Source organism: Streptomyces sp. JL2001 (assembly GCF_050917515.1).
Taxonomy (GTDB): Bacteria; Actinomycetota; Actinomycetes; order Streptomycetales; family Streptomycetaceae; genus Streptomyces.
This window is the reverse complement of record NZ_CP169421.1, coordinates 592,858-605,801: the sequence shown is the minus strand read 5'-3', so window position 1 is coordinate 605,801 and position 12,944 is coordinate 592,858. Positions and strand designations below refer to the sequence as shown.

General features: G+C 72.2%; 12 protein-coding genes. 4 read left to right on the top strand and 8 right to left on the bottom strand.

All coding sequences use genetic code 11. From position 1 onward, the window contains the following. Positions 1-79 precede the first annotated feature (79 nt). Positions 80-1,279 (bottom strand): MFS transporter, encoded by a 1,200-nt coding sequence (locus ACE1OA_RS02810; RefSeq protein ID WP_432752175.1) that lies wholly within the window; start codon positions 1,277-1,279, stop codon positions 80-82. A 291-nt stretch (positions 1,280-1,570) separates the two neighbouring features. Here ACE1OA_RS02810 and ACE1OA_RS02805 point away from each other — a divergent pair, with 291 nt between their 5' ends. The 3 genes from ACE1OA_RS02805 to fdhF are packed head-to-tail and all read left to right on the top strand — an operon-like array spanning position 1,571 to position 6,266. Beyond that, complete coding sequence (locus ACE1OA_RS02805) at positions 1,571-1,828, top strand: SHOCT domain-containing protein (RefSeq protein WP_384868543.1); 258 nt, start codon at positions 1,571-1,573, stop codon at positions 1,826-1,828. 53 nt (positions 1,829-1,881) lie between these two features. Next, entirely contained in the window at positions 1,882-3,576 is a 1,695-nt protein-coding gene (locus ACE1OA_RS02800; protein WP_384868522.1) for an NADH-ubiquinone oxidoreductase-F iron-sulfur binding region domain-containing protein, read from the top strand. Continuing rightward, positions 3,573-6,266, top strand: a complete 2,694-nt coding sequence (fdhF, locus tag ACE1OA_RS02795; protein WP_386540312.1) for a formate dehydrogenase subunit alpha — start codon at positions 3,573-3,575, stop codon at positions 6,264-6,266. The genes ACE1OA_RS02800 and fdhF overlap by 4 nt, the downstream gene beginning before the upstream one ends. A 10-nt stretch (positions 6,267-6,276) precedes the next feature. Here the strand turns inward: fdhF and ACE1OA_RS02790 are convergent, their stop codons facing one another. Continuing rightward, the gene (locus ACE1OA_RS02790) at positions 6,277-6,474 is read right to left on the bottom strand and encodes a universal stress protein (protein WP_432754027.1); all 198 of its coding nucleotides are present in this window, start codon (positions 6,472-6,474) and stop codon (positions 6,277-6,279) included. Between the two features lie 10 nt (positions 6,475-6,484). Here ACE1OA_RS02790 and ACE1OA_RS02785 point away from each other — a divergent pair, with 10 nt between their 5' ends. Continuing rightward, on the top strand, positions 6,485-6,610 hold the full coding sequence (locus tag ACE1OA_RS02785; RefSeq protein ID WP_432754130.1) for a hypothetical protein: 126 nt from the start codon (positions 6,485-6,487) through the stop codon (positions 6,608-6,610). Here ACE1OA_RS02785 and ACE1OA_RS02780 read toward each other — a convergent pair. From ACE1OA_RS02780 to ACE1OA_RS02755, 6 genes are all read right to left on the bottom strand, one after another. Continuing rightward, positions 6,578-6,874, bottom strand: coding sequence for a phosphopantetheine-binding protein (locus tag ACE1OA_RS02780; RefSeq protein WP_432752174.1), 297 nt, complete (start codon positions 6,872-6,874; stop codon positions 6,578-6,580). The genes ACE1OA_RS02785 and ACE1OA_RS02780 overlap by 33 nt on opposite strands. Beyond that, positions 6,871-8,199, bottom strand: a complete 1,329-nt coding sequence (locus ACE1OA_RS02775) for a 2-oxo acid dehydrogenase subunit E2 (RefSeq protein ID WP_432752173.1) — start codon at positions 8,197-8,199, stop codon at positions 6,871-6,873. Before ACE1OA_RS02775 ends, ACE1OA_RS02780 begins: the two co-directional genes overlap by 4 nt. A gap of 1 nt (position 8,200) precedes the next feature. Beyond that, positions 8,201-9,211: an alpha-ketoacid dehydrogenase subunit beta gene (locus ACE1OA_RS02770; protein ID WP_432752172.1), complete on the bottom strand. Its 1,011-nt coding sequence runs from the start codon at positions 9,209-9,211 to the stop codon at positions 8,201-8,203. After that, entirely contained in the window at positions 9,208-10,146 is a 939-nt protein-coding gene (pdhA, locus tag ACE1OA_RS02765; protein ID WP_432752171.1) for a pyruvate dehydrogenase (acetyl-transferring) E1 component subunit alpha, read from the bottom strand. The genes ACE1OA_RS02770 and pdhA overlap by 4 nt, the downstream gene beginning before the upstream one ends. A gap of 104 nt (positions 10,147-10,250) precedes the next feature. Further along, a complete protein-coding gene (acsA, locus tag ACE1OA_RS02760; RefSeq protein WP_432752170.1) occupies positions 10,251-12,044 on the bottom strand; it encodes an acetate--CoA ligase in 1,794 nt (597 codons plus the stop codon). Continuing rightward, entirely contained in the window at positions 12,041-12,718 is a 678-nt protein-coding gene (locus tag ACE1OA_RS02755) for a CBS domain-containing protein (protein ID WP_432752169.1), read from the bottom strand. The genes acsA and ACE1OA_RS02755 overlap by 4 nt, the downstream gene beginning before the upstream one ends. Between the last annotated feature and the right edge of the window lie 226 nt (positions 12,719-12,944).

The following is a 12,944-nucleotide window of genomic DNA, read 5'->3' as shown; positions in this document are numbered from 1 at the left end:
TCCATACCAACCCCCGGAAGGAACGTGAGGCTACGGCCACCCAGGCCCGGAACAGGGGCCGAAGGGCCTAATCGCCGGATCACCGTGAGGCCCTGCTCGAGCGGCTTCGCTTCCGCGGCCAGGTGTCCGCGGGCGCCCGGGCGCGTCGCCGGACGGCGGTGGCGGCCAGGGTTCCCGCGCCCGCCGCGGTGACGGCGAGGAGGACGAACCCCCACGTGTAGTCGTGCGCGACGCTGTCGACCGCGCCCATCACCAGGGGTGGGAAGAAGCCTCCGAGGCCGCCCGCCGCCCCGACCACTCCCGTCACCGAGCCGACCCGCTCGGCCGGGACCAGACGTGCGACGAGCGCGAAGACCGCCCCGGACCCGGCGCCCAGGCCGGCGGCCATGCCCAGGAAGGCCGCCGTTCCCACGGGGACCAGGTCCGTCTCGAACGACGCGACGAGGGCGCACACGGTGACGAGCCCGTACGAAACCGTCAGTACAGGTACGGGATGGGTACGGTCCGACAGCCAGCCGCCCACGGGCCGCATCGCCACGGCGAGGACGACGAATCCTGCGGTCCTCAGTGCTGCGTCGGAGCGGTCGAGCTCGTAAGCCCGGGTGAGATAGGTCGGCAGGTAGACGCTGAACGCGACGAAGCCGCCGAAGGACACGGCGTACAGGAACGCCAGCTGCCAGGTGGCCGGCGTACGCACGGCCAGGGCAGTGCGCGAGAACAGCGACTCGGCCGCCGTCGCCCGCCCTGGCCTGTCGCGCAGGAGGAACCAGGCCACCGCGGCGTACGCCGCGAGGCCGGCGGCGACGAGATCGAAGGGGAAGGCACGTCCGACGGCGTCGGCGAGCTGGACGGTGGTGAACGCCGACAGGGCCGTTCCACCGGTGCCGATGCCGAAGATTCCGAGGGCGACGCCCCGCCGTGCGGGTGGGTACCAGGCGTTGACGAATGGCACTCCGACGGCGAAGGCCGTTCCCCCGAGCCCGAGAAGGAAGCCGCCTGCGAGCACCTCGGCCAACGAGTCTGCCAGGTGACCCAGGTACAGCACGGGGAGGATCGTCAGGGTCGCGACGAGGGGGAAGACTCGGCGTGCCCCCCAGCGGTCCGTCAGCGCCCCCGCTGGGATCCGGCCGAGCGCGCCGACCACCACGGGCACGGCTACCACCAGTGACTGCTCGAAGGAGCTGAGGTCGAGGTCGTCCCGGAGCCGAGGGCCGAGGGGGGCCAGCAGCGCCCACGCCCAGAAGCAGAGGGTGAACCCGATGGTGGCGAGGAGCAGCATTTGTCCCGGTCGCACATCCGCGGCCGGCGGGCTCCCCGAGTTCCGGACCATGGTGGCCTCCCGGCAGTGATCCGTAGGAGCGGCGTGAGCCCCGCTGTTCCCCACCCTCCGGCCGCCGGGGCCCCGGCTACAGGGGCCGCTCGTTCCCTTCCGCGACCGACCGGCCCCCCGCCAGGGGCCCGGTCGGCCCTGTGCGGGTGCGTCCTGGCCGGGCACGGTGGGGGTGTCGGACAGACCGGAGGCAGGGGTGTTCCGCTCCTGCAGGCCAGGCCGCCGGGAGCGTGAGTGGCGATGATGTTCTGGTACGGCGACGGCATGAACGGATGGGGCTGGTTCGCCATGTCGGCTGGGATGGTGCTGTTCTGGGGCCTTCTCATCACTGTCGCGGCGATGCTCTTCCACACACTGGACCGCGCCGCGGAACGGCCTCGGGGTTTCGGTCCGGCCTCCTCGGCCGAGGAGATCCTGGGCGAGCGACTGGCGCGCGGTGAGATCGACGAGAAGGAGTACCGCCGGCGCCTGGCCGCCCTGCGCAACGCGAAACCGTGAAGCCCGTGACCGGCCGGGATGCGGGCGGCGGCGCGGCCGGTCACGCTGGGAGCATGACCGGTCGGATGCCCGAGGAGCCGGGCCGACGCCCAGACGCGCTCCGCGAGCTGACCGCTCGGCACGGAGGGCGCGGGGGACTGTTGCCGGCCGCGCTGGAGCGTGCCAGGTCGGGTACTGCTGAAGGGCCCGAGGCATGGGCACCCCAAGCCGCGGGGGCAGCCGGACTCCCGGCCGCCGCGGGGCTCGGCCCCGCCACCTTCTTCGCTGATCTCGCCGCCCCGCGCGGCGAGCGCCATGTGCGGGTGTGCACCGCGACGGCATGCTTCGCCGCGCGGGGCGGGGAGCATCTGGCGGAGGTCGAGCGCGCTCTAGGCGTGGTGGCGGGCACGGTCGACGAGGCGGGTTCCACCTCGCTGCAGACCGTGCACTGTCTCGGCTACTGCTACGCGGGTCCCGCCGCCCTCGACGGCACCCTGCCCCGTACGGGCCCGGACCTGGCCGACCAACTCGGCGGGCGGACGGAACCACGCGCGCCGGGCATCCCGGCGGCCGACACCACCGGGGCGCCCGTCCTGCTCGCCGGGATCGTGGGAGGCCACTCCGCCTGGGACGTGTGGCGCGAGGCGGTGGCCGGGCTGCGGCCCGAGGACGTACGGGAGGAGACCGCCGTCTCAGGACTGCGCGGGCGCGGGGGAGCCGGATTTCCCGTGGCCGACAAGTGGGCCGCAGCGGCGGGGAAGCCGGACACGGTCGTCGTCGCCAACGGGGACGAGGGCGACCCCGGCTCGTACGCCGACCGGCTGCTCATGGAGGAGGACCCCGAGCGCGTCCTCACGGGACTCGCCCTGGCCTGCTTCGCCTGCGGCGCCCGGCGTGGGACGGTCCTGGTCCGCTCCGAGTATCCGAGAGCCATGGCCCGGCTGCGTCGGGCGGTGGAGCGCGCGACGCAGGCGGGGCACCTGGCCCCGTCGGTCGAGACAGCCGGTCCGCGGCCGTTCGTCGAGATCGTCGAAGGAGCCGGTTCCTATGTCGCCGGCGAGGAGACCGCCCTCATCGCCCGCCTCGAAGGCGCTCGCGGCTGCGCGCGCCCTCGGCCCCCCTACCCCACGGACCACGGTCTGTGGGACGCGCCGACCGTGGTCAACAACGTGGAGACCCTCGCGGCCGTGCCCTGGATCGTCGCCCACGGCGGAGCGTCCTACGCCCGGCGCGGCGTACCGGACGAGACCGGCACCAAACTGGTCTGCCTGTCCGAGCGCTTCACCCGGCCCGGCGCCTACGAGGTCGAGCTCGGCACTCCTGTGGGCGAGATCGTCACCCGGTTCGGCGGCGGCCTCAAGGGCGACCGCGAGCTCGTCGCCCTCCAGATCGGCGGGCCCCTCGGCGGCTTCCTCGCCGGGACCGCGCTCGACGTCCCGCTCACCACGGCAGCGCTCGGCGAGCACGGCGCCGCGCTCGGTCACGCCGGCACGGTCGCCTTCGACGCCGACACCGATCCAAACGAACTCCTCCGGCACGTCTGGGAGTTCGCCGCCGATGAGAGCTGCGGAGCCTGCTCGCCCTGCAGGGTCGGCACCCGGCGAGGGCTCGAACTCGCCCAGGGCCGGCGCGGGCCGGGGGAGACCTACGAACGACTGGCACGGCTGATGGGCGAGGCGAGTCTCTGCGCCTTCGGCCGCCGTGTCCCCGCCGCCGTCCGCAGTCTGGCCCGCGCCTACGGGCAGGCCCTGGAAGGATGGGACCGATGACCCGGCTCCAGGTCGACGGCGTGTCGGTCGATCTGCCCGCGGGGGCCTCACTGCTCGACGCGGTACGTGCCGCCGGAGCCGAACTGCCCACCCTCTGCCACGACGACCGTCTCCGGCCGGTCGGCTCCTGCCGGACCTGCCTGGTCCGCGCCGACGGGCGGACCGTCGCCGCGTGCGTCACCCCCGCGACGTCGGACCTCACCGTCGACACGGCCGACGAGAACGTGCGGAACCTGCGCCGGGACGCGGTCGCCCTGATCGCCTCGGCGCTCCCGCCGCACGCGCTCGCCGACCGCGCGCACAGTGAACTGGCCGAGGCGTGCCGGGCCCTGGGGATCCCGCCGGACACGGCGGCCGGTGCTTCGACGCGCGGGCGGGACGAGAGCCACCCGTACGTCCATCTCGACCGCGACCTGTGCATCGCGTGCGGGCGCTGCGTCCGCATGTGCGCGGACGTCCAGGGCACCTTCGCGCTCACCCTCACCGGACGCGGTGCCGACACGGTCGTCGCACCGGGAACCGGCGGCCACTGGGCCGACTCCGACTGCGTGTCCTGCGGCGGCTGCGTCGACACCTGCCCGACGGGGGCGATCACCCAGACCGGACCCGGTCAGGGCCTCACCTCGCGGCAGACCCCCAACGACCGGGTGCGCACCACCTGCGGCTACTGCGGAGTAGGCTGCACCCTCGACGTCGTCGTCCGCGAGGGCCGTGTCGCCGCTGTGCTCCCCGCCCCGGACGGGTCGGTCAACCGGGGCCATGCCTGCGTCAAGGGCCGTTTCGCGTACGGATATCTCAGCTCCGCCGAACGTCTCACCGAGCCCCTGGTCCGTGAGAGCGGCGAACTGCGACCGGCGACATGGGACGAGGCGGTGACCCGGATCGCCGACGGCCTGCGCGCGGCCGTCCTTGACGGCGGCCCCGACTCGGTGGCCGCGATCTCCTCCGCCCGTGCCACCAACGAGGAGAACTACCTCGTCCAGAAGTTCCTGCGGACCGTCATCGGCACCAACAACGTCGACAACTGCTCCCGCCTCTGCCACGCCCCGTCAGCCGCAGGACTCACCGCATCCTTCGGACGCGCCGGCGGCACCGACCCCTTCGACGACGTCGAGACCGCCGACTGCCTCATGGTCGTAGGCGCCAATCCCGTCGAGGCCCACCCCGTCGTCGGTGCCCGCCTCCTTCAGCGGGCCCTCGCAGGGGCCGCCCTGATCGTGGCCGACCCCCGCGCCGTGGGCCTCGCGCACCATGCCGACGTGCACCTGCGTCCGCGCCCCGGCACCAACGTCGCCCTCTTCCACGGCCTCGCCCACGTTCTCGTCGACGGAGGCATGACCGATTCGGGCTTCCTCCGCGATCGCGCGACCGGGCTGGACGAACTCTCCGACCTGCTGGCCGACTACCCGCCCGAGCGGGTCGCCGAGATCACCGGCGTCCCCGCCGACGACATCAGGAAGGCCGCCCGGCTCTACGGCCGCGCGGAGCGGCCGGCCGTCCTGTACGGACTCGGGGTCACCGAGCACCTGCACGGCACCGACGGCGTCCGGACCCTGGCGAACCTCCCCGTCCTGCGCGGCGCCGTCGGCGCCACCGGCCGCGGGTTCGGCATCAGCCCCCTGCGCGGCCAGAACAACGTCCAGGGCGCCTCCGACATGGGCGCCCTGCCCGACCTGCTTCCGGGCTACGGCCGTGTCACCGACGCTGAGGTCCGCGCTCGCGCCGAGGCGGTGTGGGGCCGGCCGGTACCCGAGCGGCCCGGCATGCGCATCCCCGAGATGTTCGCGGCCGCTCGGGAGGGACGGCTGCGGGCCCTGTGGATCATCGGTGAGGACGTGTGCGCGACCGATCCCGACAGCCGGCGGGTCGCGGAGGCCCTCGACGCCTGCCCGCTCGTCGTGGTCAACGAGCTCTTCCTCGGCGAGACCGCCCACCACGCCGATGTCGTCCTGCCCGTGGCCTCCTGGCTGGAGAAGGACGGGACCTTCGTCAACTTCGACCGCCGCTTCCAGCGCGTACGACCAGCGGTGGCTCCGCCCGGTGCGGCGCGCTCCGACTTCGAGGTCGTGCATGCCGTCGCCGATGCCCTCGGTGCCGACCTGGACTGCCCCACCCCAGCGGCGGCTCTCGCAGAGTGCGGACGTGTGACACCCCTCTTCGCCGGTCTCTCACATGAGCGGATCGACCAGGAGGGGGCTGTGCCCTGGCCCTGTCCCGCGCCGGGCCTGCCTGGCGAACGCACTTTGTACGCCGACGAGTTCGCCACGCCCGACGGGCGCGCCCACCTGTCGGCTGCTCCCTATCTGCCGCCCGGCGAGGAACCGGACCAGGACTATCCGCTGGTGCTCGTCACGGGGCGCCGATGGGCCCACTACAACTCCGGGAGCATGACCCGGCGAGGCGGCAACCTGCTCCTCGACGCCTCCGACCACCTGGACCTGACCGCCGAGGACGCCTTTCGGTTCGGTGTACGGGACGGCACTCCGGTCACCGTCGAGAGCCGCCACGGACAGGCACGACTCGTCGCCCGCGTCGGCACGGAACTCGCCCCCGGGCAGGTCTTCTGCGCGTTCCACTTCCCGGCCAGCGGCGTCAACTCCCTCACCTCGGAGCACGCGGACACCGTGACCTCGTGTCCGGAGTACAAGGTCACGGCGGTACGTCTGCGTCCCGCGACGCCCGGGAAGTGAGCGGCGGCGATCAGTCGTGGGGAACGAGGGCGACGGGCACCGGGCTGTGATGCAGGACGGCGTGGGCCACGCTGCCGATGTGTGCGCCGAGCGTCGAACGGCGAGCACGCCGGCCCACCGGTCCACCACGGGAACAGCGGACACTTGGTGTTGTGAGAGTGCGCGGGCGATCTCCTTGAACGGGGCGTCGCCGCGGCGGGGGCCGCATGGTCGGGGTGGTGTCGAAGGGGGATCTGCTGCGCAAGACCGCCGACCAGGCCGCCACACCGGGTGATCCGCCTGCCGTTCCGGAACTGAAGGCGCTCACCACCTCACGGGTCATCAGCTGCTCGATCCTGCGGTGAGCTCCTTCCCTGTGCGGATGCACCGGCCTCGCCCACCAGGCGAGCGGCGCAGCCGTCCCAGCTGTCGAGGGCCGGATAGTCGTCCTCGGTGAGTTCCGTCCCGCTGAGTTCGGCGAGCGCCTCGACGAATTCGAGGAAGTCCAGCGAATCCATCTCGAACGTGTCCCGCAGGGACACGCCGGGATCGAGCCCGGTGAACTCGGCGCCGGGTACGACACGTTGCACGGCTTGCCGAACGAACGCCTTCGCCTGATCGTGGTTCACAGTTCCTCCGGTCGTTGCAGGAGCCGGTCCATGGCGATCAGGAGGCGCGCGCCGGTGGCGCCGTCGGCAGCTCGGTGATCGGCGGACAGCGTCGCCGTCAGCACGGGACGTACTCCCAGTAGGCCGTTCACGGCCACCGGCCGCTCGACGATCCTGCCGAGGCCGACGAGCGCGACCTGCGGCGGGTAGACGACCCCGAACACGGCCTCGACGCCCTGGTCGCCGAGGTTCGTGACGGTGAGACTGGGATCGGCGGTCTGCGACGCTCGGAGCCGACCGCCCCGTGCCCGTGCCACCAGGTCCTTGAGCGCGGCCATCACCTCGGCCACGGAGAGAGTGTCGGCATGGGCGAGGGCAGGGGCGACAAGGCCACCGCCCCGCAAGGAAACGGCAACGCCCAGCCGTACGTCCTCCGCCGGGACGAAGCCGTCGTCGCCCCAGTGCCCGTTGAGCTCGGGCACCTTGCGCGCCGCCATCGCGACGGCCTTAAAGGTGAGTGCGGCGGGCACCAGGCGGGCGGACAGCGGCAGTTCGCGATTGCGGGCGTGCATCCACTCCAGGGCCGCTGCCATGTCCACCGTGGTGGACAGGTAGAAGTGCGGGATCTCCCGCTTGGATCGACTCATGAGCCGGGCTGTGGCCGCCCGTGCCGGATCCGGGACGGCCGGCCGCGGTGTGCTCTCGGCGGCTGCGGCGGAACGGACATCCTCTGCACGGACTGTGCCGTCCCGGCCCGTGCCGGTCACCTCGGCGAGGTCGACGCCGAGTTCTGTGGCCAGCCTCCGCGCGAGCGGTGAGGACCGAACGCGCACCGGAGCGGGACGCGCCCCGGTCGAGTCGTCGCTGCGCACCGGCTTCGGCCGTGTCGTCGGCGCGGTCCTGTCGCGTTCGGGCGCTGGTGCAGTTTCCGGCTCCGGTTCCGCGTGCTCCACGTCTGCGCGTGTGATCCTCCCTCCCGGGCCCGAGCCATGGACGGCGGTGAGGTCGACGTGCCGGTCCTCGGCGAGTCTGCGGACCAGGGGCGTCGACGTCGGCGGGCTTTCGACGGGCGGTCTTTGGGCGGGCCTGCTTTCGGTGGGCAGGCTTTCGGCGGTCGTGCCGATACGTGCCAGCGGGGTGCCCACCGGCACGGTGGTGCCCTCGTCGACGAGGAGGGCGTCGACCGTACCGCTCTGGAAGCACTCCACCTCGATCGCGGACTTGGCGGTCTCGACCACGGCGATGACGTCGCCCCGCGTCACCTCGTCCCCCGGGCGCACCAACCACTGGGAGAGCGTGCCCTCGTCCATGTCGGCGCCGAGCGACGGCATCGTGAACTCGGCCATCTCAGCTCACCACCCGGCGCGCCGCCGCCACGATTCCGGTCGGCTGGGGGAGTGCCGCCTCCTCCAGACGACGGGCATAGGGGATCGGGACCTCCGCGCTGCACACTCGTTCGACAGGCGCGTCGAGTTCGAAGAACGCCTGCTCGTAGATGCGCGACTCGATCTCGGCGGACAGACTGCCGCTGCGCCAGCCTTCGTCGACCACGACGGCCCGGTGGGTCCGCCTGATCGAGCCGACGATCGTGGCGTCGTCCAGGGGCCGCAGCGTCCGCAGGTCGACGACCTCCGCGCTGATCCCCTCCCCAGCCATTGCCTCTGCGGCTTCGAGAGCTTTGGACACACAACCGCCGTACGCGACGACCGTGACGTCGGCGCCCTCGCGGCGGACGGCCGCGCGGTCCAGGTCGACACCATGGACCGCCGGATCGAGCATGCCGGCCGTGTTGTAGAGGCTGCCGTGCTCGAAGAGCAGCACCGGATCGGGGTCGGCCAGCGCGGCCGACAGCACGTGGCGGGCGTCGTCGACCGTGGCCGGCGCCAGGACACGGAGGCCGGGGATGTGGGCATACCAGCCTTCGAGGCTGTGGGAGTGCTGGGCGGCCAGCTGCCGACCCGCGCCCGTCGTCATGCGGATCACCAGCGGCACACCGAGCTGTCCGCCGGACATGTGCCGCAGGGTGGCTGCGTTGTTGAGGATCTGGTCGAGGGCCAGCAGGCTGAAGTTGACCGTCATGATCTCGACGACAGGTCTCATCCCGGCCAGGGCGGCGCCGATACCGGCTCCGACGAACGCGGACTCCGACAGGGGCGTGTCCCGGACACGATCGGGTCCGAACTCTTCCAGGAGGCCGAGGCTCACCCCGAAGCAGCCGCCGTAGCGGCCCACGTCCTCGCCCATGAGGAAGACCCGGTCATCCGAGGCCAGGGCCTCGCGCAGACCCTCCCGCAGGGCCTCCCTGTATGTGGTGGTGCCGTCGTCGGGATGCGCCCGCGGTCGCGTTCGCGCGCTCATGACGGAGCCCCCTCGTGCCGGCCGGTGACATGGAGCAGCAGGTCTTCAGCCGGCTCCTCGGGAGCCCGTTCGGCCGTCCGGACGGCTCGGTCGATCTCCTCCACGACCTCGTGGTCCAGGGCCTCTTGGGCGTCCGTGTCGAGGAGACCGGCCGCATGCATGCCACCGGCGAGGCTCGTGACAGGGTCGTGCCGCTTCCACTCCTCGATCTCGTCCTTCGGCCGGTATCGGTCCGGGTCGTACATCGAGTGCGCACGGAACCGATACGTCCGCATCTCCAGGAAGTGCGGTCCGTTGCCGGCGCGGATGGACTCGACCGCCCCGCGCGCCGCCTTCTCCACGGCGTGTACGTCCATGCCGTCCACGGCCCAGGCCGCCATGCCGTACGAGGCGGCCCGCATCGCGAGGTCCGTCTGGGCGTGCTCGCGGGCGAGAGCCGTCCCCATCGCGTACAGGTTGTTCTCACAGACGAAAAGCACGGGCAGTCCCCAGAGCGCCGCCAGGTTGGCGGTCTCGTGGAACTCGCCCTCGGCGAAGGCCCCGTCACCGAAGAAGCAGCAGGTCACCCGTGACTCGCCGCGCATCCGGTCGGCGAGCGCCAGACCGGCCGCGAGCGGCAGCCCGCCTCCGACGATCGCGTTGCCGCCGTAGAAGCGACGGCCCGCGTCGAAGAGGTGCATGGAGCCACCGCGGCCGTGACTGCAGCCGGTGGTCTTCCCGTACATCTCCGCCATCACGGCTTCGGGCGGTACCCCTCGGGCCAGCGCGTGGCCGTGTTCGCGGTACGTGGAGACGACCGCGTCCGCCTCATCGAGCGCCTGGTGGACGCCGACCGCCACCGCCTCCTCGCCGATGTACAGGTGGACGAAGCCCCGGATCGCCGCCGTGCTGTACAGCTCGACGCACCGTTCCTCGAACCTCCGGATGAGCAGCATCTGCCGCAGGAGGTCCAGGTCGTGGGCCGCCGCAGGAGTGCGGGAGCGACGGGGGCGCTTTGTTGGCGATGCCTTGGCGGACGTGCCGCCGTGTGCGGTGGCCATCACGGCTCCTTCCCGGACATGTCGGCCGGTTCGGGTGACTCCAGCGTCGACACATCGCCCTCGGGCAGGCCCAGTTCGCGGGCCCGGAGCAGGCGGCGCATCACTTTTCCGCTGCGGGTGTGGGGCAGATCCTCGACGAACTCGATCTCCCGGGGGGCGATGGCCGGGCCGAGGCGCCGACGGGCGAACGCCATCACGTCGCGCCGCAGTTCGGTGTCGGGCGGATACTCGGGGCGCGGCAGCACGAACGCCTTGACGATCGTCCCGGCCAGCGGGTCGGGGCGTCCGATGACACCGGCCTCGGCGACGGCCGGATGCTCCATGAGCGCGCTCTCCACCTCGAACGGCCCGACGAGGTGCCCCGCGGACTTGATGACGTCGTCGGCCCGGCCCACGAACCAGTACCAGCCGTCGGCGTCGCGGCTGACCAGGTCGCCGGTCATGTACCACCCGTCTGCGAAGCACGCCTCGTAACGGCGCGGCTCGTGGAGGTAGCCGCGGAACATCGACGGCCAACCCGCCCGCAAGGCGAGCTCGCCCTGAGCACCCGGATCGTGGAGGATCCGGACGTGCCCGCCGGCGACCGCGGCCCGGCCGTCCTCGCCGCACGCCAACACGGCGGCCTCGACACCGGGAAGCGGTCGGCCCATCGAACCGGGCCGCACGGGATCGGCCGCGAAGTTGGCGATCATGATCGCCCCCGTCTCGGTCTGCCACCAGGTGTCGTGGACCGGTAGCCCGAGTGCCTCCCGGCCCCAGTGCACGGCCTCGGGATTGAGCGGCTCGCCGACGCTCGCGACGAACCGGAGCGCGGAGAGGTCGTGGCGCGCGGCAGGCGTCGGGTCGCCGCTGCGCGGTGCGGCCCGCATGAGCATACGCAGCGCGGTGGGAGCCGTGTACCAGACGGTAACGTGCTGGTCGGCGAGGGTCCCGTACCAGCGAGCGGGGGCGAAGTCCCCTTCGTCGACGACGGTCGTCACCCCGTGGGTGAGCGGGGCGATGATGCCGTAAGACATGCCGGTGACCCAGCCGGGGTCGGCCGTGCACCAGAACACGTCGCCCTCATGCAGGTCGAGGGCGTAGGCGGCGGTGACGCGATGGGCGAGGACTGCCTCGTGCACGTGTATCGCGCCCTTGGGCGTGCCCGTCGTGCCGCTGGTGAAGTGCAGCAGGGCCGGCTCTGCCGGATCGGTCGGTCCCACGGTGTACTCGTCCGGCGCGGCGGACGTGAGAGCGGGGAAGGAGAGCGTGTCCGGGGGCGGGTCGGTCCCGGGGTCGAGAAGCAGTACGTGGCGCAGGTGCGGAAGACGGGACCGTACCGGGGCCACCTTGCGCTCGTACAGCTCCCGGGTCGTGACCAGAGCCCTGGCGTTGCCAAGTTCCATGCGCAGTGCGACGGGTTCGGGTCCGAAGGCGGTGAACAGAGGGCACAGGACTCTTCCGGCACGCAGCGTCCCGAGGACGGTGCTGTACAGCTCGAACCGACGGCCGAGCAGGGTGAACACCCGCCCGCCGCGTTCCGTGCCCAGCATCTCCAGCACGTGCGCGAAGCGGGAGCTCTCGGCCGCGAGCCGGGTGAAAGTCACCGTCTGCATCGATCCGTCGCGGGCAATGCAGCGCAGCGCGACGCGTTCGCCGTGGCCCTCGTGCAGGTGCCGATCGACCGCCTCGTACCCGATGTTGATGCCGCCGTCCGGCAGCCCGGCGAGCCGGGACCGCTCGCGTCGCCAGGAGAACGTGGCCCGGGCGCTGTCGTAGTCGGGCATGACAGGTGCCACCCACAGGGCGTTCATCGCGGTGGCTCCGCGTCGAGCGCGAGGTTGTCGTAGGAGTATTCGATCGATTCGTGCAGGGCGACGACTCCGTCGACCGAGCGGCAGAGCCGCACGATCACGGGGATGTCGGCGCGCTCGTCGACCCGGCCCGTCAGCCTGACGACTCCGTCGTCGACGGTCACACGGATCGTGTCGGGGGCGAGGCGCAGAGTGCCGGCCAGGACGTCGTGCTCGATCTCGTCACGGATCGCGGTGTCACCGCGCAGGAAAGGCCGGAGCAGGTCGCTGCGGCTGATGATCCCGACAAGCCGACCGGTCTCGTCGGTGACGGGAAGCCGCTTCACCCCCTCGCGGTGCATCGTCCGGGCCGTCTCGACGAGATTCCAGTTCGGCTGTGCCGCGATGGCGGGCGAGGTCATCAGCTGGGCGGCCGTCTCCGCATCGGGCAGCCGTCGCTCCTGGGACAGCAATCGGACGCCCGCCGGGCGGCCCTCCAGATCGGGGAGCTCGGCGGTGGTCCGCAGCAGGTCGGCCTCCGAGACCACGCCGAGCAGACTTCGGTCCGGGTCGACGACGGGGACCGCCGAGACGTCGTTCTCGGCGAGGAGACGGGCGATCCCCTTGAACGAGGTCTCTGGGGCGGCAGTGACCACGTCGTGGGTCATCACCTCGAAAACCGTGCGGTGCTGCATGACGGTCCTCCTTCACGGGGCGCGGCGGCCCCGGTGGATCTCACCCTGCTGCGAGAAGCCCACCCGCGGGCAGTGCCGAATGGTCCCCTTCCGGGACTGTTCGCCCCTATGACCGTCGGCCGACCGGGACGCACGGTGGAAGGTGAGAGCGCCGGTCTCGGGAGGGCCGCGGCCGGGCGCGCGGGCCGGGAGGCGAGAACAATGACTGCGACCGGAACTCGGCAAG

Coding starts and splice junctions, on each gene's coding strand:
- ACE1OA_RS02755 (WP_432752169.1), bottom strand. CDS start 12,718: ATGCAGCACCGCACGGTTTTCGAGGTGATGACCCACGACGTGGTCACT.
- ACE1OA_RS02775 (WP_432752173.1), bottom strand. CDS start 8,199: ATGGCCGAGTTCACGATGCCGTCGCTCGGCGCCGACATGGACGAGGGC.
- ACE1OA_RS02770 (WP_432752172.1), bottom strand. CDS start 9,211: ATGAGCGCGCGAACGCGACCGCGGGCGCATCCCGACGACGGCACCACC.
- ACE1OA_RS02790 (WP_432754027.1), bottom strand. CDS start 6,474: ATGCGGCCCCCGCCGCGGCGACGCCCCGTTCAAGGAGATCGCCCGCGC.
- ACE1OA_RS02810 (WP_432752175.1), bottom strand. CDS start 1,279: ATGCTGCTCCTCGCCACCATCGGGTTCACCCTCTGCTTCTGGGCGTGG.
- ACE1OA_RS02805 (WP_384868543.1), top strand. CDS start 1,571: ATGATGTTCTGGTACGGCGACGGCATGAACGGATGGGGCTGGTTCGCC.
- acsA (WP_432752170.1), bottom strand. CDS start 12,044: ATGAACGCCCTGTGGGTGGCACCTGTCATGCCCGACTACGACAGCGCC.
- pdhA (WP_432752171.1), bottom strand. CDS start 10,146: ATGCTGCTCATCCGGAGGTTCGAGGAACGGTGCGTCGAGCTGTACAGC.
- fdhF (WP_386540312.1), top strand. CDS start 3,573: ATGACCCGGCTCCAGGTCGACGGCGTGTCGGTCGATCTGCCCGCGGGG.
- ACE1OA_RS02800 (WP_384868522.1), top strand. CDS start 1,882: ATGACCGGTCGGATGCCCGAGGAGCCGGGCCGACGCCCAGACGCGCTC.